This window comes from Curtobacterium sp. MCLR17_036, assembly GCF_003234445.2.
Lineage (GTDB): Bacteria > Actinomycetota > Actinomycetes > Actinomycetales > Microbacteriaceae > Curtobacterium.
This window is the reverse complement of the sequence record NZ_CP126269.1, coordinates 3,453,152-3,472,963: the sequence shown is the minus strand read 5'-3', so window position 1 is coordinate 3,472,963 and position 19,812 is coordinate 3,453,152. Positions and strand designations below refer to the sequence as shown.

20 protein-coding genes are annotated in these 19,812 nt (G+C 74.4%); 14 read left to right on the top strand and 6 right to left on the bottom strand.

The features are described from left to right. Positions 1-9: 9 nt before the first annotated feature. Genes DEI99_RS16385 through DEI99_RS16360 form a run of 6 tightly spaced genes read left to right on the top strand, consistent with a single transcriptional unit; the run spans position 10 to position 6,148 of the window. A complete protein-coding gene (locus DEI99_RS16385; RefSeq protein ID WP_111041623.1) occupies positions 10-984 on the top strand; it encodes a carbohydrate ABC transporter permease in 975 nt (324 codons plus the stop codon). Further along, positions 981-1,841: a carbohydrate ABC transporter permease gene (locus DEI99_RS16380; RefSeq protein ID WP_071259293.1), complete on the top strand. Its 861-nt coding sequence runs from the start codon at positions 981-983 to the stop codon at positions 1,839-1,841. Before DEI99_RS16385 ends, DEI99_RS16380 begins: the two co-directional genes overlap by 4 nt. Then, the gene (locus DEI99_RS16375) at positions 1,838-2,605 is read left to right on the top strand and encodes a hypothetical protein (protein WP_111041622.1); all 768 of its coding nucleotides are present in this window, start codon (positions 1,838-1,840) and stop codon (positions 2,603-2,605) included. Before DEI99_RS16380 ends, DEI99_RS16375 begins: the two co-directional genes overlap by 4 nt. 34 nt (positions 2,606-2,639) lie before the next feature. Beyond that, the gene (locus tag DEI99_RS16370; protein ID WP_071259299.1) at positions 2,640-2,846 is read left to right on the top strand and encodes a hypothetical protein; all 207 of its coding nucleotides are present in this window, start codon (positions 2,640-2,642) and stop codon (positions 2,844-2,846) included. 47 nt (positions 2,847-2,893) lie between these two features. Next, positions 2,894-4,579 carry a bifunctional 3'-5' exonuclease/DNA polymerase gene (locus DEI99_RS16365; RefSeq protein WP_111041621.1) on the top strand — a complete coding sequence of 562 codons (1,686 nt, stop codon included), beginning with the start codon at positions 2,894-2,896 and terminating at the stop codon, positions 4,577-4,579. Between the two features lie 45 nt (positions 4,580-4,624). Next, positions 4,625-6,148, top strand: a complete 1,524-nt coding sequence (locus DEI99_RS16360) for a glycosyltransferase family protein (protein ID WP_111041620.1) — start codon at positions 4,625-4,627, stop codon at positions 6,146-6,148. Positions 6,149-6,215: 67 nt separating this feature from the next. On the opposite strand, the gene DEI99_RS16355 is transcribed toward DEI99_RS16360, so the two are convergent. Further along, positions 6,216-7,103, bottom strand: a complete 888-nt coding sequence (locus DEI99_RS16355; protein ID WP_220037140.1) for a CE1 family esterase — start codon at positions 7,101-7,103, stop codon at positions 6,216-6,218. An 84-nt stretch (positions 7,104-7,187) separates the two neighbouring features. On the opposite strand from DEI99_RS16355, the gene DEI99_RS16350 reads away from it, so the two are divergent. From DEI99_RS16350 to DEI99_RS16325, 6 genes are all read left to right on the top strand, one after another. Beyond that, positions 7,188-7,556, top strand: a complete 369-nt coding sequence (locus DEI99_RS16350; RefSeq protein WP_111041619.1) for a MerR family transcriptional regulator — start codon at positions 7,188-7,190, stop codon at positions 7,554-7,556. A 32-nt stretch (positions 7,557-7,588) separates the two neighbouring features. Further along, complete coding sequence (locus DEI99_RS16345) at positions 7,589-8,407, top strand: phosphatase PAP2 family protein (RefSeq protein ID WP_111041618.1); 819 nt, start codon at positions 7,589-7,591, stop codon at positions 8,405-8,407. A gap of 75 nt (positions 8,408-8,482) precedes the next feature. After that, positions 8,483-10,081: a serine/threonine-protein kinase gene (locus tag DEI99_RS16340; protein ID WP_111041617.1), complete on the top strand. Its 1,599-nt coding sequence runs from the start codon at positions 8,483-8,485 to the stop codon at positions 10,079-10,081. Between the two features lie 46 nt (positions 10,082-10,127). After that, a complete protein-coding gene (locus DEI99_RS16335; protein ID WP_258369365.1) occupies positions 10,128-13,322 on the top strand; it encodes a GH92 family glycosyl hydrolase in 3,195 nt (1,064 codons plus the stop codon). A gap of 34 nt (positions 13,323-13,356) precedes the next feature. Continuing rightward, positions 13,357-13,599, top strand: a complete 243-nt coding sequence (locus DEI99_RS16330; RefSeq protein ID WP_111041616.1) for a hypothetical protein — start codon at positions 13,357-13,359, stop codon at positions 13,597-13,599. A gap of 59 nt (positions 13,600-13,658) precedes the next feature. Then, complete coding sequence (locus DEI99_RS16325) at positions 13,659-13,883, top strand: hypothetical protein (RefSeq protein ID WP_146247103.1); 225 nt, start codon at positions 13,659-13,661, stop codon at positions 13,881-13,883. Between the two features lie 90 nt (positions 13,884-13,973). Here DEI99_RS16325 and DEI99_RS16320 read toward each other — a convergent pair whose 3' ends face one another. The 3 genes from DEI99_RS16320 to DEI99_RS16310 are packed head-to-tail and all read right to left on the bottom strand — an operon-like array spanning position 13,974 to position 16,196. After that, positions 13,974-14,522: a GNAT family N-acetyltransferase gene (locus tag DEI99_RS16320; RefSeq protein ID WP_111041630.1), complete on the bottom strand. Its 549-nt coding sequence runs from the start codon at positions 14,520-14,522 to the stop codon at positions 13,974-13,976. 52 nt (positions 14,523-14,574) lie between these two features. Then, positions 14,575-15,513: an aldo/keto reductase gene (locus DEI99_RS16315; protein WP_111041614.1), complete on the bottom strand. Its 939-nt coding sequence runs from the start codon at positions 15,511-15,513 to the stop codon at positions 14,575-14,577. A gap of 53 nt (positions 15,514-15,566) precedes the next feature. After that, on the bottom strand, positions 15,567-16,196 hold the full coding sequence (locus DEI99_RS16310; RefSeq protein ID WP_111041613.1) for a CG0192-related protein: 630 nt from the start codon (positions 16,194-16,196) through the stop codon (positions 15,567-15,569). A 41-nt stretch (positions 16,197-16,237) separates the two neighbouring features. Here DEI99_RS16310 and DEI99_RS16305 point away from each other — a divergent pair, with 41 nt between their 5' ends. After that, complete coding sequence (locus DEI99_RS16305) at positions 16,238-17,158, top strand: putative RNA methyltransferase (RefSeq protein WP_111041612.1); 921 nt, start codon at positions 16,238-16,240, stop codon at positions 17,156-17,158. A gap of 10 nt (positions 17,159-17,168) precedes the next feature. Here DEI99_RS16305 and DEI99_RS16300 read toward each other — a convergent pair whose 3' ends face one another. Further along, on the bottom strand, positions 17,169-18,101 hold the full coding sequence (locus DEI99_RS16300) for a hypothetical protein (RefSeq protein ID WP_111041611.1): 933 nt from the start codon (positions 18,099-18,101) through the stop codon (positions 17,169-17,171). 64 nt (positions 18,102-18,165) lie between these two features. Next, positions 18,166-18,585 carry a VOC family protein gene (locus tag DEI99_RS16295; protein WP_111041610.1) on the bottom strand — a complete coding sequence of 140 codons (420 nt, stop codon included), beginning with the start codon at positions 18,583-18,585 and terminating at the stop codon, positions 18,166-18,168. Between the two features lie 62 nt (positions 18,586-18,647). Between DEI99_RS16295 and DEI99_RS16290 the strand changes: the two genes are divergently transcribed. Beyond that, complete coding sequence (locus tag DEI99_RS16290; protein ID WP_111041629.1) at positions 18,648-19,592, top strand: helix-turn-helix transcriptional regulator; 945 nt, start codon at positions 18,648-18,650, stop codon at positions 19,590-19,592. The last annotated feature ends 220 nt before the right edge of the window (positions 19,593-19,812 follow it).

Sequence of the window (19,812 nt, the reverse complement as noted above, 5' to 3'; positions counted from 1 at the left end):
CCCGAGCCGATGACGATCAACACCGAGCGGCCCCCCGCCGCCTCCGCCCCCGCCCGGACGCGTTCGTCCGGGCGGGGCGCCCCCGGTCCCGCGGCCGGTGGCACCCGCGCCCCCCGCCGCACCGACGGGTGGTGGCCGTGGCTCTTCGTCCTCCCGCTGCTCCTCGGCGTGGGCACCTTCTACATCTGGCCGATCCTCCAGACGTTCTGGTACTCGTTCACGAGCTGGGGCGTCTTCGGTGGTGCGACGTTCAGCGGCGTCGAGAACTACGTCCGCCTGTTCGGCGACCCGCAGCTGTACCAGTCCCTCCTCAACACGATCGTCTACACGGTCGTCGTGCTCGCCGGCATCCCATTCGCGGTCTGGCTGGCGAGCCTGCTGAACACCCCGGGGCTGCGGTTCGCGCAGTTCTACCGGGTGCTGTTCTTCCTGCCCTACGTCGCCATGCCGGCGGCCATCGCGCTGGTCTGGCGCATCATGTTCAACGGTGACTTCGGCATCGTGAACTGGTTCCTCGGCCGGTTCGGGATCGACGGCCCCTACTGGATCTCGACGCCCGGGTTCGCACTCGTGGCGGTGAGCCTGGTCGGCCTCTGGTCCTCCCTCGGCTTCTCGATGATCATCCTCGGCGCCGGGCTCAAGGACATCCCGCCGGAGCTCTACGAGGCAGCCGAGCTCGACGGCGCGAGCCGGTGGCGGCAGTTCCGCTCGGTGACCGTGCCGCTGCTCAGCCCGAGCATCTTCTTCGTGGTCATCATCACGACGATCTCGAGCTTCCAGCTCTTCGACCTGCTCTACGCCATCCTCGGCAGCACGAACCCGGTGATCCCGAAGACGATGTCGCTCGTCTTCTACTTCTACAGCGCCGGGTTCATCGACAACGACAAGGGCTTCGCGGCCGCGATCGCCATGGTGATCTTCGTGCTCATCGGCATCATCACGCTCGTGCAGTTCCGCGTCCAACGGAAGTGGGTGCAGTCATGACCGCAACGGTCACCCCGCCCCGGGCCGCCCGCCGGCCCGGTCGCCGAGGCGGCAGCCACTGGTGGATCCACGTCGTCCTGGGCGTCGGCGGGTTCGTCATGGCCTTCCCGTTCCTGTGGCAGATCATCATGTCGCTGTCCACGAACACGCAGGTGCAGTCGGTCACCCCGGTCTTCTGGCCGGGCGAGCTGCAGTGGCAGAACTACGCACAGGTCTTCGAACGGCTGCCGTTCCTCAGCCAGCTCGGCACGTCCGTGTGGGTCACGGTCATCCGCACGATCGCGCAGATCGTCTTCTGCACGCTCGCCGGGTACGCGTTCGCCCGGATGCGGTTCCGCGGCCGGATGGTCCTGCTCGGGATCGTGCTGTCGATCCTGCTCGTGCCGTCGCAGGTCTACCTCATCTCGCAGTACCAGATCGTGCAGGGTCTCGGCTGGCTCGACTCCCTGATGGGCATCGTGGCGCCGGGGCTGTTCAGCGCGTTCGGCACCTTCCTGATGCGGACCGCGTTCCTCAACATGCCGCCGGAGCTCGAAGAGGCAGCGCGGATGGACGGCGCCAACCCGTTCCAGACCTTCTGGCGGATCATGCTGCCGCTCGCCCGTCCCTCGATCAGCGTGCTCGCGATCACCACGGTGCTCTGGTCGTGGAACGAGCTGCTCTGGCCGCTCGTGGTCTCCACGCGCGCCGAGGACATGCCGTTGGCGGCGGGCCTCGCCACCCTGTCGAGCGACCGCACGATCGACTACCCGGTGCTCATGGCCGCCAGCCTGATGGCGATGGCCCCGGTGCTCATCATGTTCGTCGTCCTGCAGCGGCGGGTGATGGACGGGCTCGCGTCCTCCGGTCTGAAGTGACCACCACCGGCCTGGAGGCCCGCCCCGCGTCCGTCGCGCTCCTCACCGCCGCCGTGGGGACCGACCAGGGCGCGGCGACGGTGGCGACGGCGCTCGCCGCCACCGTCGCCGACGCGGAGCCCGCGGAGCGCGACGCCCTCGTGGTCGCCGCGCTCCGCGCCGCGGTGCCCGGCAACGCCGACGCGCTCACGCGCCGCGGGCTCCCGCGCGACGTGGCCGAGGCGACCGTCGCGGACGTGGACCGCAAGCTCGACCGGTACGGCCTGCGCGGCGCCGACGTGGACTGGCTCGTCGCGGTGGTGACCGGTCGCGTGGTGGCCGTGGGGCGCCTCCAGTTCGAACTCGGCGACCACCTGGCCGACGGTTCCCCGGCCTGGGGCGTGCACGTCCCGGAGACCGGGCCGCTCGATCCCGAGGACTGCGACCGGTCCTTCGCCCGCGCGCCCGGACTGCTCCGGCGGCTCGCACCGGACCGCGTCGCCGAGCGGTGGCGGTGCCGCTCGTGGCTGCTCGACCCGGGGCTGGCGGCCGTGCTCGGGCCGGACGCGAACACGGTGCGCTTCGCACGGCGCTTCCGGCTCGACCCGCCCGGTCCGCACGACGCGGCGGAGGGCGACGACAGCGTCGCGAAGTTCGTGTTCGGCGTGCCGCTCGCGACCGCCCGCGCCTCTGCGCCGACCGGTCGGTTGCGTGCCGCGGTCCTCGACCGCTGGGCGAGCGGTGGGCACTGGACGGAACGCACCGGCACCGCCCCCGTCGCCTGACCGTTCCGGGGCCGGGCCGCGTACCGTGCACGGCATGACGAAGCCCGACCACGACCACCTCGACGACGGCGTCGACATGACCTTCGAGGAACGTCGACAGGACACCTTCCGCCGGATGTCCGGGTCCGACGCGCACGACGCCGACCCCCGTGTCGAGGTCTCCCACGCACCGGACGGCGACGTCCGGATCGACATCGCCGACACCGCGGCCGTCCGGCCGGGGCCGCCGCAGGAGGACTGACCCCGCCGCCGTCGGACGGTGACGGTGGGACACGGCATGATCGTTCCGTGCACCTCGTCCTGCGCCGTGTCGACGGCGGCGTCTCCGCGACGCCCCTGACCGACGCCGGGGCGCCGGACGGCGATCCGGCCCGGTTCGCCGAACCGGACCTGCCGGCGTTCGTCGTCGCGCACGACGGCCCGGCCGTGCGCTGGGTCTGGGACGACACGGCGCGGTGGTACCCGGCCGTGCTCGCGGCCGGTGGGCGGGTCGGGCGTTGCGTCGACCTGCGGCTGGGCCGCCGGGTCCTCCGTGCTGCGCTCGCCGCCCGGGGGTCCACCCTCGCCGCGGCACCCGCCGACGCCCTCGACGCACCGCCGACCGAGCCCCGGGTGACCCGACCGACGCAGGCCCAGCTGTTCGACGACGCCCTGTTCGCCGTGTCCGTCGCCGACGACGCCGTCGACCCGGTGGCGGAGTTCCGGGCGCAGACCGAGGCGATCGCCGGGTCGACGGCGCCGGGCGCCCTGCGGCTGCTCGTCACGGCGGAGTCCGCGGGGGCGCTCGTCGCGGCCGAGATGCTGCACGCCGGGCTGCCCTGGCGGGCGGACGTGCACGAACGCCTGCTCGAGGACGCCCTCGGCCCCCGCGTGCCGTACGGCGTGCGGCCCCGCCGGCTCGAGGAGATCGCCGCCGTGGTGCGCGAGCGACTCGACGACCCCGCGCTCAACCCGGACTCGCCGGCCGACGTGCTCCGTGCCCTCCGCCGGGCCGGGCTCATGGTGACGAGCACCCGGAAGTGGGAGCTGCAGGAGATCGAGCACCCGGTCATCGAGCCGCTGCTCGAGTACAAGCGCCTCGCGCGGCTGCTCACCGCCAACGGCTGGACGTGGCTCGACGAGTGGGTCCGCGACGGCCGGTTCCACCCGAAGTACGTCGTCGGCGGCGTCGTCACCGGGCGGTGGGCGGCCGACGGCGGGGGAGCGATGCAGCTGCCGAAGGGCATCCGCGCCGCGGTCGTGGCGGACGACGGCTGGCAGCTCGTCGTCGCCGACGCCGCGCAGCTCGAGCCGCGGGTGCTCGCGGCGATGGCGGGGGACCGGGCGATGGCGTCCGCCGGCGACGGCCGCGACCTGTACGACGGCGTGGTCGCCTCCGGCGCGGTCGAGACCCGGCAGCAGGCCAAGGGCGCGATGCTCGGCGCGATGTACGGCGCGACCCAGGGCGAGGGCGGGCGGCTCGTGCCGCGGCTCGAACGGGCGTTCCCGGCCGCCCTCGGACTCGTCTCCCGAGCGGCCCGGGCGGGCGAGCGCGGCGAACCGGTGACGACCCTGCTCGGTCGGACCTCGCCCGTGCCGGACGATGCCTGGTTCGCGGCACGCAACCAGGCCTACACGGTGGACGGCACCCCGGCGATGCAGCGGGCCGTCGAGTCCCGGGCCCGCAGCTGGGGCCGGTTCACCCGCAACTTCGTGGTGCAGGGGACCGCCGCCGAGTGGGCCCTCGCCTGGATGGGGTCGCTGCGGTCCCGGCTCGCCGCACGGTTCCCGGGGCCGGTGACGGACGGCCCGCACCTGGTGTTCTTCGTGCACGACGAGATCGTGGTGCACACGCCGCAGGAGCACGCCGAGTGGGTCGCGACACAGGTCCGCGCCGCCGCGGTCGACGCCGGACGGCTGCTGTTCGGGGACTTCCCGGTGACGTTCCCGCTCTCGGTGGCGGTGGTCGGGGCCTACTCGGACGCGAAGGACTGACCCGGCCGTCCGGGCCGTGGCCCCGCGGCCCCTACGCTGTTCTGCGTGCTCGGCGACCTCAGACGATCGAACCGGAGGACGGCCCAGCTCGCCGTCGCAGGTGCTGCGACCCTGTTCGGGACGCTCGTGAGCGTCATCGCGCTCACCCACCGGACGATCTGGCTCGACGAGACGGCGACGATCGCCGCGTCGACCCGGTCCTGGCACGCGTTCGGCGAGCTGGTGGGCGAGATCGACCTCGTGCACGCCGCCTACTACGTGCTGATGCACTGCTGGTTCGACCTCGTCGGGTACAGCCCGTTCGCCCTGCGGTTCCCCTCCGCGCTCGCGATCGGCGTCGCCACCGGGCTGCTCGTGCTCCTCGCCGAGCGCCTGACCTCGCTCGCCACCGCGACGGTCGCGGCGGTCGTGCTGCCGTTCGTGCCCGTCGTGGCGGCCGCCGGCACCCTCGGACGGTCACCGGCCTTCGAGCTGCTGCTCGCCGTCGCGGCGACGCTGCTGCTCGTCCGGGCGCTCGACGCCGCCGACGCCCGGCGCCACCCCGCCGTGGTCGTCGCGTGGTGGGTCGCGTACGCCCTGGTCGCGTACCTGTCCGTGCTCGTGTTCCTCTGGGCGGCCCTCGTGGTCGCGTGTCACGCCCTCAGCGTCCTGCTGCGGTTCCTGGCCGCCCCGCGGGTGCGCTGGGTCGGGCTCGTGGGCGCCGCTGCGGCCGTGGTCGCGGCGGCGCTGGCAGCGGTCCCGTTCGCGCGGGCCGCCGCGGGCCAGGCGGCGCAGATCGACTGGCTGCGGCCGCCGTCGCTGCGCGGGGCCGTCGAGAGCGCGTGGCGGTTGCAGTTCTTCGACTTCAGCCTCGTCGAGACGAACCGGTCGTCCGTCACCGCGGTCGCGGTGGTCGCCTGGCTGCTCGTCGCCGTCGGCGTGGTCGCCGCGCTCCGCCGCCGATCCGACGCGCTGGTCGTGCTGCTGCCCTGGCTGGTCCTGCCGACGGTCGCGCTGCTCGCGGCGTCCCGCTTCGTCACCCCGGTCTACGTCGGGCGCTACCTGACGTTCTCGGCGCCGGCCCTGGCGGTCCTCGTCGCCGCGGGCGTCGTCGCGCTGCTGCCGTTCGCCCGGGGCATCGTGAGCGGTGTCCTGCTGCTGGCGTTCCTCGTGCCGGCCGGTCAGGTCTGGTGGAGCATCCGGACCGCGCCACCGAAGACCACCGACCTGGCGAGCGCCGCCCGGCAGCTCACCGAGGCCCGCCGTGGTGAGGCCGAGCCGGCGGGGTTGGTCCTCGGCAGGATGCGGCGGCCGGCCGACCAGCTGACGACGGCGTACCCGGCGGCCACGGACGGCCTCCGCGACCTCTGGACCAAGACGAGCGCCGCCGACCAGGGCTACTTCTTCGCCCGGCTGCACGGTGCCGTGAACTCCGCGGCGGACACCGAGGGGCTGCGGACCGTCTGGTACGTCGGCGACGACCCCGGCGAGCGCGCGAAGGTCGCCGCGGTGCTCCGCGGCGAGGGCTTCACCGCCCACGAACCGCTCGGCTTCGGCGGCTCGAACGTCATCGTCGAGTACACCCGGTAGGACGGCCCGGAGCGACGACGCGTCCGTGACGGACCCGCCGGAGCTGCGCGGAACGGGGCGGGCCCGGTCAGGCGGCCGGGTGTCCGCCGTCGAGGGCGTCGAGCACCTGTTCGGTCATCTCGTCCACGCCGCGGGCACTGCCCGTCCTGCCGAGCACCGCGGGGGCGGCCACCGGCCCGGGAACGGTGTGGCCGCCGCCGTGCACCGTGTACAGGACGACCGGTGGGCGGCCCGGGGCGGACCACGTCGACTGCTCCGTCCGGGGGCCGCGGCGCCCGTCCGTCGGAGCGGGGACGTCGGACACCACCGGGGCCGTGTCGATCCCGTTCCGCTGCGCGAAGTAGCGCGCCGTCGCGTCCGCGGACAGCGTCGTGCCGTCGACGCGGAACAGGCGCCGCGCCCACCAGGCCATCCGCCCGCCACCGAACGGGACGATGCGGTCCGCGGTGCCGGCGGCGAGCGTGACCGGGACGGCGTGCTCGGTCGTCGTCGAGAAGTCGCCGAGGAAGCCGTCACGGTCCGGCATGGCGGCTGCGACGACCACGGCCCCGGCGAGCACCTGCGACTGCTCGTGCAGCAGGCGGAACACCATCTGCCCGCCGTTCGAGTAGCCGACCCCGACGACCCGGGCGCGGTCGATCCGGTGGCTCGCGGCGACGGCGTCGACGACGGCACGGGCGAACGCGACGTCGTCGATCCCCTCGGTCCTGGCCGGGAACGCGCTCGCTGCCCGGGCGTCGTTCCAGTTCCCGCGGTGGCCGTCGAGGTAGACCACCACGGCCCGCCCCGCGTCGGCGAGCCGGTCGAGTGCGCCCCCGGTGGACCGACGGTGCGTCGAGCCGTCCTGCTTCGACCCGTGGAACACGAGGACGAGCGCTCGTCCGACCGGTCCGTCGGGGTCACCGACGACCGTGAGGGAGCGGGTCCGGCCGTCGACCGACAGGGTGGTGTGCACGGGTCTCCTCCGATCGTCCGGACGGTGCTCGGCCGGATCGATCGCGACGCTATAGGCTGACACCGTGTCAAGGTCAAGCGTCCGATGAGGATCGGTGAGCTGAGCCGTCGCAGCGGGGTCAGCGCGCGGTCGCTGCGCTACTACGAGCAGCACGGCCTCATCACGGCCGACCGCGAGTCGAACGGGTACCGCGAGTACGACGACGCCGCGGTCGAGCGTGCGCAGACGATCAGCATGCTGTTCGGCATGGACTTCCCCCGCGAGGTGGTCCGGTCCGTCCTCGGCTGCACCGGGGACGCCCCCGGGGCCGCACACGACCGGTTGGCCGAGCAGCTCGGACCGGTCCGGGACCGGCTCGCGCGGCAGCTCGAGCAGCTCGGCGCCACCCACGCCCGGGTCAGCGCGTTCCTCGACGAGCGCGGACAGGCTGCCGGGGCCGGGGCCGGGGACTGACCCTCACAGCCCGTCACGAGCAGGCTGGTCCGATGCACACCGAACGGGGCGAGGCCGCCGACCGCACGCTCGGACAGGTCGACCTGACCCGCTGGCGCACCCGAGTCGGCCGTGCGACGGCTCGCGGGTGGACGGCGCTCGGGCAGCGGTACGGCGCGATGCCGCTCCTGCTGCTGACCCTGGCCGTCGGGCTCGCCGTGGCGGTCGTCGCCACGTGGCTCGCCTCGGCGGTGTTCGACGCCGTCCGCGAGGCCGACGACGTCGCCGTGCTCGACCGCCCGGTGCTCGACTGGGCGATCTCGCTGCGGTCGCCCGCGGCCGACCGCCTCGTGACGTGGTGGACCGACGTGGCCGGCACGATCGGCATGCCCGTCGTCGCGGTCGGGTTCCTGGTCGGCTTCACGATCCAGCGCCGGGCGTGGACGCCGGTGGTCCTGCTCGTCGCGGCGAGCGGCGGCTCGCTCCTCATGACGATCGCGGGCAAGGACCTGATCGGCCGGGCCCGCCCGCCGCTCAGCGACGCGGTGCCGCCCTACGAGCACTCGCCGTCGTTCCCGTCCGGGCACACGCTGAACGCCACCGTGATCGTCGGCACCATCGTCTACCTGCTGCTCCTGCGGGAGTCGCGGGCGGTGACGCGGGTGTGGACCATCGTCGCCGGCACCCTGTTCGTGCTGTCGGTCGGGGCCTCGCGGGTGTTCCTCGGGCACCACTGGCTCACCGACGTGCTCGCCGCCTGGGCGCTCGGGCTCGCCTGGTTGTCACTGGTCGTCACGGCGCACCGGTTGTACCTGACGGCGCTCCGCCACGGCGCCGGACCCGCACCGGACCCGGCCGCGCGCACGGAGTGAGCAGGAGCGCGACGCCGGGCACGCACACGACGGCACCGAGCCACGTGGTCAGGAGTTGCCGGTAGGTTGCCGGGCATGGAAGAACGGGTCTTCGGCGGCAGGTACCGCGTCACGGGCACGCTCGGACACGGTGGCATGGCCACGGTGTACCGCGCGGTCGACGAGCAGCTCGGCCGCGAGGTCGCCGTCAAGGTGTTCCGGATCGGACCGGTCGACCACGGTGAACGCGCCCGTGCCGAGGCCGAGATCCAGACCCTCGCGACGCTCCGCAGCCCCGCCCTCGTCACCCTGTACGACGCGGCGCTCGACGACGCCGACGGCGACTCGTACCTCATCATGGAGCTCGTCCCGGGCAGCGACCTCGCCACCCGGCTGCGCGAGGGCCCGCTCGACCCGACGACCGCCGCCCGCGTCGGCGCCCAGGTCGCCGACGGGCTGGGCGCCGTGCACGCCCAGGGCATCGTGCACCGCGACGTGAAGCCCGCCAACGTGCTGCTCGAGCGCGACGGCAGCCACGTCAAGCTCGCCGACTTCGGCATCGCCCTGCTCCGCGACGCGTCGCGTGTGACCGGCACCGGCACCGTGATGGGGACCGCCGCCTACCTGGCTCCGGAGCAGGTCACGGCGCAGGAGATCACCGGCAAGGCCGACGTCTACGCGCTCGGTCTCGTGCTGCTCGAGTGCCTGACCGGCGAGCGGCCGTTCCCGGGCAGCGCGATCGAGTCCGCCACCGCGCGTCTCACCCGCAGCCCCGCGATCGACCAGCACCTGCCGACCGCCTGGCGCACGCTCCTGCACGTGATGACCGCGCAGGACCCGGCCGTCCGGCCCTCGGCAGCAGAGGCAGCCGAGCGGCTGCGGGCACTCGGCCGCGACGACCCCGGAACGTCGACCCAGCTCCTGCCCGCCGCCCCGGGGGCGCTCACCGCCGCGGGCGCCGGCGCCGCAGCCGCAGCCGCAGCGGCGACCGCGGCGTTCCCGACCGCCGACGCGGACGCCGCGACGCGTGCGATGCCGACGAGCCGCGCCGCCGCTGCGGACGACGCGACGCGGGTCCTCGACCAGCACCCGAACGCCTCGGACGACGTCGCGACCACGGTGATGGGCGCGCAGTCGGGGCGCGGTCCGTCCGGCGGTGGCGGGGCGACCGTGCCGCCACCGACCGCTCCGGCGCCGGGAGCGGCGGAGGACCCCCGCGAGCGTCGGCGCAAGGGGCCGATTATCACCGCGATCGTCGTGGTCGTCCTGGTGCTCGTCGGCATCGCGGTCGCGGTCGTCGCGCTGAACGGCGGCGACGACACGGCCCCCGCGCCGACCGGCTCCTCCTCGCCCTCCACGCCGACGGACGAGCAGCCGAGCGACGAGCCGAGCGAGGAGCAGCAGCCCAGCCAGCCGGTCGAGCAGCAGCCCTCCGAACCCGCCGAACAGCCCTCGCAGCCCCAGCAGCCGAGCGAGGTCCCCAGCGAGGAACCGAGCGAGCCCGCGGTGCCGAGCCAGGCGCCGGTCGGGCCCGAGCCGAGTGCGCCGGCGTCCAACCCGGTGCAGGAGCCCCAGGACGGCGATGGCGCCGCGGACCAGGCGCCGGTCGACGCCCCCGCGCCCGCCGACGCCGCACCCGCCGACGCTGCGCCGGACGCTGCCGCGCCGGACGCCGCCGCTGCCGACGCGGGCTGACACGCCGACGGTTTCCTCCACACGCTGGAGCAAATACGCTGGGTCCGTGCGAGAACTGCAACGGAGCGGTGGGCCCACGACGGCCCTCGCAGCGCGGAACGGTGTCGGCTTCGGCTCGGTCGAGGGGTGGCTGGTCGAACGACCGTCCGGAGCGGGTGCGGTCAGCGCCGTCGTGCCCGGGTCGGCCGGGCACACCGTGGCGGCCGGCGAGGAGCTGTCGTGGGTGTGGTTCCCGGAGCGGACCCTGCCGGACGGCGCCACCGAACCCACCGAGGCGGACCTGCCGCACTTCTGGGACGCCACGGCCTTCGCCCTCGACGTCGTCTTCACCGACGGCACCCGGCTCAGCGAGCACGACGCCGGGCACGACCAGCACGGCGACGCCCTGACACCGGCGGCGCAGGACGCCGCCCGCAAGACGTGGGTCGACCAGTGGAACCGTCGCGCGGTCGACCTCACGCCGTTCGCGGGCCGGGTCGTGGACCGTCTGGAGGCCCGGCTCGGCTCCGACACGGCCGCCGCGGACGACGACGGCGTGCGCCCGGCGCTGCGGGGCTGGCTCGACGAGGTCGTCGTCGGCCCGGCGCGCCCGACGCCGACCACGCCGCTCGACCACGTCCGCACGACCCGTGGCACGCAGGCGTCCTCGCGGTTCTCGCGCGGGAACAACGCGCCGCTCGTCGGGTTGCCGCACGGCGGGGTCTTCGGACTGCCGATGACCGACGCGTCGAGCAACCGGTGGCCGTACGCGTACCAGGAGCACTCGCGCACCGACGACGCGGGCCGGGTCCGCCCGGCGATCCAGGCGTTCGCGACGAGCCACATCCCGTCGCCGTGGATGGCGGACCGCGGGGTGTTCCAGGTGATGCCCTCGCCGCTCGACACCCCGGACGTCGACCGGGCCGCCCGCGCGCTCGGCTTCGACCACGACGACGAACACGACGGCCCGCACCGGTACCGGGTCGCACTCGACCAGGGCGTCACGGCCGAGGTGACCGCGGGGGAGTTCGCCCTCGGGTTCCGCTTCACCAACACACGCAGCGTCGTCCTCGACCACCACGGCCGGGTGTCCGACGTGTCCGTGACCGTCGACGACGGCACGGCCGTGGTCGAGGCGCTGCTCGACGACCGCCCGGGCACGCCGCCGCACCACGTGCACGTCCGGGTCGCCGGCGTGACCGCGGACCACACCACCGTCGACGAGCACGAGCTGCGCGGCTGGCTGTCGGTCGCCGGGGACGTCGACGTCCTGCTCGGCATCTCCACGGTCTCGATCGAGGACGCCCGCGCGAACCTCGACGCCGCCGGCACCGTCGACGCGATGCGCGCGCACGCCGAGCAGGCATGGACCGAGGTGCTCGGCACCATGTCGTTCGAGGGCGCGACGCCCGACCAGCTGACGTCGCTGTACTCCGGGCTGTACCGGGTGTTCCTCTACCCGAACCGCGCCGGCGAGACCGCGCTGACGGGCACGCCGCGGCACCGCTCGCCGTACGGGGCGGTCCTGGCCGAGCCGATCCGCGACGAACCCGGCCCCGAGGTCGTCGAGGGCCCGTTCACCACGACGCACGGCTTCTGGGACACCTACCGCACTGCGTGGCCGCTGCTCGCGCTCCTCACGCCGGAGACCGCCGGGGAGCTCGCCCAGGGCTTCGTCGAGCACCACCACGACGGCGGCTGGACGCCCCGGTGGAGCGCACCGGGCGCCGAGGACTGCATGACCGGCACCACGGCCGACACCGTCTTCGCCGACCTGGCCGTCAAGGGCGTCACCGGCTTCGACCTGGCCGAGGCGTACCGGAGCGCGGTGCGGAACGCGACCGTCCCGCCGCGCGACGAGCGTGTCGGGCGCAAGGGGAGCCTCCCGGGCGCCTTCCGCGGCCACGTCGACACCCGGACGTCCGAGGGGATGTCCTGGACCCTGGACGCCGCCATCAACGACTGGGGCCTCGCCGTCATGGCGGGTCTGCTCGCGTCGCGCGCGGAGACACCGGCCGACCTGTCCCGGTACGAGGCCGAGGCCGAGTGGTTCGCCCGACGGTCCCTGCAGTACCGGAACGTGTTCGACGCCGAGCGGGGCTTCTTCATCGGCCGCGACCCCGACGGCTCGTGGCGCGTCGGCACCGAGTTCGACCCGCGCGACTGGGGCGACGACTACACCGAGACGAACGCGTGGGGCACGGCCTTCACCGCCCCGCACGACGGCGCCGGCGTCGTCGACCTGCACGGCGGCCCGGAGCGGTTCGACCGGACCGTCGACCGCTTCTTCGCGACGCCGGAGACGGGCGCGTCGGCGTTCTCCGGCTCCTACGGGTTCCCGATCCACGAGATGACCGAGGCCCGCGACGTCCGGATGGGCATGCTCGGGCTGTCGAACCAGCCCGCGCACCACATCCCGTTCTTCCCGATGTTCACCGGGCGCCACGACGACGCCCACCGGGTGGTGCGGGAGTGCCTCGAGCGGCTGTTCGTCGGCTCCGACCTCGGCCAGGGCTACCCCGGCGACGAGGACAACGGCGAGATGAGCGCCTGGTACGTCTTCGCGACGATCGGCCTGTACCCGCTGGCGCCGTCGACGGGCACCTACGTGCTCGTGCCGCCGTCGGTCCGCAGGACGGTGCTGCGACAGCCTGGGCCCACGCCGCCGGTTCCTGACCGGCGCGCCAGCGGCGGGCAGGCCGTGCCGGTGGGGAGAGGGACGGAGACCGTCATCGAGGTCGCCGAGGGTTCCACGGGTGCGTACGTCGCGTCGGTGACGGTCGACGGCGCGCCCTGGACGTCGATCAGCATCCCGCACCAGGTGGTCGTCGCGGCGTCGCACGTCGTCTTCACGCTGTCCGACACCCCGCAGGGCTGGGCGGCGGACACGCGTCCGGTGTCGGCGTCCGAGGTGCACGGGTACCGGGACACCCCCGTCGACGTGCTGCCCGTCGGGGCGTCACCCCTGACCGACGACGAGGGGCGGACCGTGACCGTCCTGCCGGCCGGGGCGTCGGTGGCGTTCGACGTCGCGTGCCCGGCCGCAGCGCTGTACACGGTGACCGTCGCGGAGCCCGGCTCGTACTCGTGGCAGGTCGGCCTCGGCGACCGCACCACCGCGGTCGACGGTGCGGAGTTCGCGTGGGCCGGTCAGAGCCGCGTGTTCCGGATCACCGGCGGCGGCTCGACGTTCTCGTTCACCGCCGGCACCGACGTGCCCCTCACCCAGCTGGAGCTCGTCGCGGCGGACGGACAGCGTTGACCCGGCGTTCACCGACGGGGAGCATGCTCGGCCCATGTCGATGAGCGCACCGTTCGATCCCGAACAGCAGGGCACGTCCACCCCGGTGGACGGCAGTGACGAGACCGAGACCGAGGTCGAGGTCGAGGCGGACCGCGGGGCGGACGTCGGCCCCGACTCCGCCGACCCGAGCGTCTCGCCCGCGGACCACCACGACGAGGACGAGGCCGGCGGCGGCCCGGTGTTCCGGCGCCCCGAGCCCGGCGACCGCCTGCACCCGGAGGACCTCGCGGACTGACCGGCGCTGCGGAGGCGACACCGAGCCGCCGCCAATGTCCGACCGGCATGCTCGTCGGCATGTCGATTGCGAACTCGTTCGATCCGTCCGGTGGCCGCGCGATCCCGGAGCGCCAAGCGCGCCAGGACGGGCTGGAGCTCGACGAGGACCCGGCCGACCTCGGGATCTCGTTCGACGTGGTGGGCGGTGCCTCCGCCGACCCGACGGCCGTGTCGCCCGTGGACGTCCGCGTGCCGGAGCCGCGGTCCCCGGAGGCGGGGTCCGACTCCGACTCCGACGACTAGCGCGGCGCGCCGGTCGGCCGGTCCGGGCCGGTTCGGGAGCGGTTCGCACAACCGGAGTGTCCCCGCGCCGTGCGGATGCGCGGTTCCGGATCACTTCGGTTGTGCGCCGCCGCCCACTGCGCCGGGCCCGGGGACACGGTACTTGAAGCCGACGTGCGACCCGGTGAACCCGAGCCGCTCGTAGAACCGGTGTGCATCGGTGCGCGCCGCGTCCGAGGTGAGCTGCACGAGCGGCGTACCGAGCGCCGGGGCGGCCACGTCGGTGACCCACCGCATCACCGCCGTGCCGATGCCGCCGGAGCGGACAGCGCTGCTGACCCGGACGGCCTCGACGAGCAGGCGCCGTGCACCGCGCCGGGCCATGCCGGGGATCCGGGTGAGCTGGAGGGTGCCGACGAGCCGCCCGACCTCGTCCTCGACGACGAGCAGGGCGTTCGCCGGGTCGTCGACGATCGAGCGGAGCGCGGCGGCGTACTCCGGCCGGTCCTCCGGCGCGGCGACGTCCCCGCGGGCGGCGCTGACCGGGTCGTCGGCGAGGAGCGCCACGAGGGCGTCGAGGTCGTCGTCGACGGCGTTCCGCAGGGTGACGGTCCCGGTGCGGGCGGTCAGGAGGACGGGCAGGGCGAGGTCGTCGAGCACGACCCCCACCCTGCCCCATGTGCTCACGCGACGGGGCGCGCGCCACGGGTCGTCAGGGGACGAGGTGCCCCGCGGCCGAGGTGATCCGGTACCACTCCTCGCGCGACAGGCGGACGTCCGAGCCGGCCGCCGAGTCCCGCACGCGCTGCGGGTTGGTCGTGCCGAGGACGACCTGGAACTGCGCCGGGTGGCGCGTGATCCAGGCGACCGCGATGCCGGTGGGGGTGACCCCGTGTGCGGCGGCGACCTCCTCGAGCACGTCGTTCAGCTCGGCGTACTGCTCCCGGTCGCCGAGGAAGACGCCGTCGAAGAAGCCCTTCTGGAACGGCGACCAGGCCTGCAGGGTGACGTCGTGCAGCCGCGAGTCGTTGAGGATGTCGTTGTCGCGGTCGATCGACTGGTCGACCGCCGCCATGTTCGCCGCGAGGCCCTGCGTGATCACGTTGGCGTGCGTGATGCTCAGCTGCACCTGGTTGAACGCGAGGGGCTGCCGCACGGAACGGCGGAGCAGCTCGACCTGGCCGGGGGTGTGGTTCGAGACGCCGAAGTGGTGCACCTTGCCGGCGGCGTGCAGTTCGTCGAAGGCCTTCGCCACCTCGTCCGGTTCGACCAGGGCGTCGGGACGGTGCAGCAGCAGGACGTCGACGTACTCGGTCTGCAGTGCGGCGAGGGACTCCTCGACCGACTCGAGGATGTGCTCGTACGAGAAGTCGAAGTAGGCGCCGTTCGCCGTCGGCCGGATGCCGACCTTCGTCTGCAGGACGATCTCGCTGCGCTCAGCCGGGGTCAGCGTGACCGCGGAGCCGAAGCGCTCCTCGCAGCCGTGCCACCCGCCGTAGACCGCGGCGTGGTCGAACATGGTCACGCCCGCGTCGCGCGAGGCGGCGTAGAGCGCGCGGATGTCCTCGTCGCTCATGTCGTTGATCCGCATCAGCCCGACGACGACGTCGGAGGCGGTGAGGTCCGTCTGTGGCAACTCCAGTGTCTTCACGACACCGATCCTGCCATCGACGCGGTGGGGCAGGCAGGCCCTGCCCGTACCCGCTAGGGCAGCAGCACGGCGAGCACGCCGGACCCGTCGGCCCAGGTGCCGGTCAGCGTCTCGCCGTCGGGCAGGGGTGCACCGACGACGCGCGGCACCGCGAGGCTGCCGTGGTCGGTCGCGATGGTGGTCGTCGTGCCGGCGGTGGTGTCCCGCACGACCGTCACCGTGGGGGAGTCGGACGCCGAGCCGCTGCCCGACACCGTGCCCTCCTTCACCGGGGTGCCGCCGCCCTCGCCGGGTGCCGCCTCGAGGTCGGCCTCGCGCCCGCCGGTCGCGACGGCGCGGCGGAGCACGTCGGCGTAGACGGGGTCGCCGACGGCGTCGTACACCCAGCGGCGACCGAGCACGGAGTGGTCCATCTCGGTGACGAGGTGGTCGTCGGCACCGTCGAGCGGTGCGCCGCGGTAGGTGAGCGGCACCTGCAGCACCGGACCGTCGCCGACCCGCACCAGGTACGTCTCGACACCGACCTCGCCGTCCGGGTCGTCGAACCGGAACCGGCCGGCGACGACGAGCGACCCGTCGGCGGCGGGGTCCGTCGTGACGCCGCTCCACGGCCGGGTCGGCAGCCAGGCGCCGATCGCGTCGGTCTTCGACGGGCGGAGGACGGCGTTGTGGATGACGGCCATGCCCCGACCGTACCGGCTCGCGACGCCCGTACGCTGGTCCGGTGCGAGACGACCTGCTGCCGATGCTCGCCTGCCCCGTGTGCACCGAGCCCCTCGCCCGCACGGCCCCGGGTCAGGCCGGCTGCACGACCGGCCACCGGTTCGACGAGGCGAAGCAGGGCCACCTGACGCTCCTGCCCGCGAAGCGTCGTGCCCTCACCGCGGACACCCCGGCGATGGTCGACGCGCGGCTGCGGTTCCTGGGTCGCGGGCACTACGCGCCCGTCGAGCGGGCGCTCGCCGTCGTCGTCGTCGAGGCCTCGGCGCCCGGCATCGTGCTCGACGTCGGGTCCGGCCCGGGCACCTACCTGGCACACGCGCTCCGCGCGGCGGGGACGGACGGGAGGCCCGTGGTGGCGCCCGGTGCGTCCGGCACCGCCGCCGGTGGGCCGAGCCCAGAGCCAGAGCCAGAGCCAGAGCCGGAGCCGGAGCCGGGGCCGGGGACGCGGCTCGGCCTCGCGCTCGACCTGTCCGCCGTCGCGATCCGGCGTGCGGCACGCGCCCACGAGCGGGCGGGGGCCGTCGTCGGGGACGTGACCGAGCGCCTCCCGGTCGTCGACGACGCAGCCGCGGTCGTGCTCGACGTCTTCGCACCCCGCAACCAGACGGAGTACGCCCGCGTCCTGCGGCCGGACGGCGTGCTCGCCGTGGTGACCCCGCGGACCGGCCACCTGGCGGAGCTCGCCGAGGCGACGATCGCGGTCGACCCGGAGAAGGAGCGTCGCCTGCACGACTCCCTGACGCCCGCCTTCACCCGGCGCTCGTCCGACGACCTGACGTGGACGATGGAGCTGTCCGCCGAGGACGTCCACGACGTCGTGCACATGGGGCCGAGCCACCACCACGTCGACCCGGAGCGGGTCTTCGCACCGACCCGCGTGACCGCAGCGGTGACGGTCAGCACCTGGGCCCCGGTGCGCTGAGGTCCCCGGCTCAGCCCGCGGCCGGACGCTCGCGCGGGTACCGGCCGACCCGGGCCTCGTGCAGGCGGCGGAGCACGAAGCCGAGGCCGACCCCGGCCATGCCCGCGGTCAGCGTGATCGGCAGGGCGTGCACACCGGCGGAGCCCCAGGCGTTGAACAGCAGGCCCCACTGCGCCGCCGCGAACGGTGCACCGCCGGCCGCGTGGTGGCTCCGCACCATGCCGGTCCACCAGCCCACCGGGCCGGACCACGCCAGGGTGACGAGGACGAGTACGAGCCAGGTGCCGACCGCACCCGGTGCAGGGACCAGGACGAGGAGCGCCGGGACGACGACGGCCAGGACGCCGGAGACCCCGGTGGCCACGAGCTGCGAGCGCTCGCCGGGGGTGATCCGTGCCGCGCGTCGTGGGCGGCCGCGATCGACCAGGCGGGCTCGCTCGGGCGGCCGTCGGCGACCGGCGACCAGGTACCGGAGCTGCATGCCGAGCAGCCAGCCGGCGACCGAGGCCACCAGGCTGGCACTCACCGCGCCCGGGCCGAGCGGCCCGACCAGCACGAACCCGCAGAACACGCCGGCAGCGACGAGCGGGACCGCGACGATCGGCGGCGCGCAGGCGAACAGCAGTGCACCCCAGCCGACGCCGATCGCCGCTCCGGCGACGGCAGCACCGAGGGCATTGGCACCGAGGGCATCGGCACCGGGCCCACCGACCCCGGGGTCCCCGGCGTCGGTGGCCCGGCCGTAGAGGACCCCGAGGGCGACGGCGAGCACGGCGAACCACCACGCACCGGCGGGGACTGGGGCGCCGCGCCAGTCCATCCGCTGCCGCAGGGTCCGGCGGAGTCGTTGCCGCCGGCGGCGCTTCCGCTGCGCGCGACGGCGCCGTTCACGCTCGCCGTCGCGGACGCTCGTCCCGCCCGAGGCGGCCGCCTGCTCCCCCATGCGCCCAGTATGCCGAGCGCGCGGGCGGCGGGTCAGCCCTGCGCCGGTTCACCCCCGCGCCGGTTCAACCCCGCGGACCCGCGACGTCGAGCTGCCACACGACGCCGAACCGGTCGCGGAGCTGCCCGGCGAGCGGCGCCCAGGCCGAGGGGGCCAGGGGCTGCCGGACCTCGGCGCCCTCGGACAGCGCGGCCCAGTACCGCTCGATCTCGGTGGTGTCGTCGCCGTGCACGAAGACGTAGAAGGCGTTCGAACCCTGGTCCCAGGGCTGGCCGGGCCAGACGTCGAAGGCCATGATCCGGAAGCCGGCGGCGGTGGCGACCTGACCGAAGACGATGCGGTCGGCCCAGGCTGGGTCGTCCAGGGCGCCCATCTGGCCGTAGGTGGCGGCGGTGACGTCGCCGCCGAAGACCGCTGCGTAGAAGTCGAGCGCCGCCCGGGCGTCGCCGTCGAAGTTGAGGTGGGTTGTCGTTTCGATGCTCATGGGACAAGGTTGTCGGGCGATGCGGTCAGATCGTGTCCGCTTCTTCGACGAAGATGATCGACATGGCCGGCCCCTCCGCTCGCATGCTCGCGCTGCTCTCGCTGCTGCAGGTGCACCGCGACTGGCCGGGCGACGAGCTCGCCGGCCGGCTCGAGGTCAGTCCCCGCACGGTCCGTCGCGACGTCGACCGGCTCCGCGGCCTCGGGTACCGGGTCGAGGCGCTGCGCGGGCCGGCCGGCGGCTACCGGCTCGAGGCCGGGTCCGACCTGCCCCCGCTGCTGTTCGACGACGACCAGGCGGTGGCGATCGCCCTGGCGCTCGCCGTCGCGCCGGCATCGGGGGCGGACGTCGCCGAGTCGGCGGCCCGCGCCCTCGCGACCGTCCGGCAGGTGATGCCCGCGCGCCTGCGGTCCCGGGTGGACGCGGTGCAGGCCGTGACCACGACGAGCCGGACCACGACCGACCCGGGCGTCCTGGTGGCGGTGAGCGAGGCGGTCCACCTGCGAGAGGTCTTCCGCTTCGGGTACGGCGAGGACGAGACCCCGCACCGCGTGGAACCGCACGCCGTCGTCGCCCGGAACGGCCGCTGGTACCTGCTCGACTGGGACACCGACCGCGACGACTGGCGCACCCACCGCGTCGACCGGATCACGCCGCGGATGCGCACCCGCGTCCCCTTCACACCGCGCGCGGTCCCCGGCGGCGACGCGGCGGCCTTCGTGTCGGCGCGCTTCAAGGGGTCGGCGGTGGACGACGTCTGGCCGTGCACCGGGGCCGTGACCACGACGGCGGCCGATGCGCGGACGATCACGCCGTACCTGCCCGAGGACGCCGTGGTCGAGCCCATCGGTGACGATCGGGTCCGCGTCACCCTCGGCTCGTGGTCGTGGGAAGGGCTGGCGGGTGTCGTCGCGGGCTTGGCCGTGCCGGTGCGGGTCGAGGGCCCGGACGAGCTGCGCGGGGCGGTCCGCGACCTGGCCGGACGGCTGCGGGCGGCAGCGCGTTAGGGCGGCGCATGCGTCCGTCCGGGCGGCGTGAGGGATCCGTTAGGACCGGCCGGGAGGCCCGGCGCAGGACCCAGCATCGGTTCGGCACCACACGTGGTGCCGTCCCGTGCCGCCCGGCGCGGGTACCGCAGACCTTCTGGAGTCCCTCGTGTTCGACGTGTTCGTCGTCGCCGGTGTCCTCGCCGTGTTCGGCGTGGTGGCACTGATCGCCAAGGGGGTG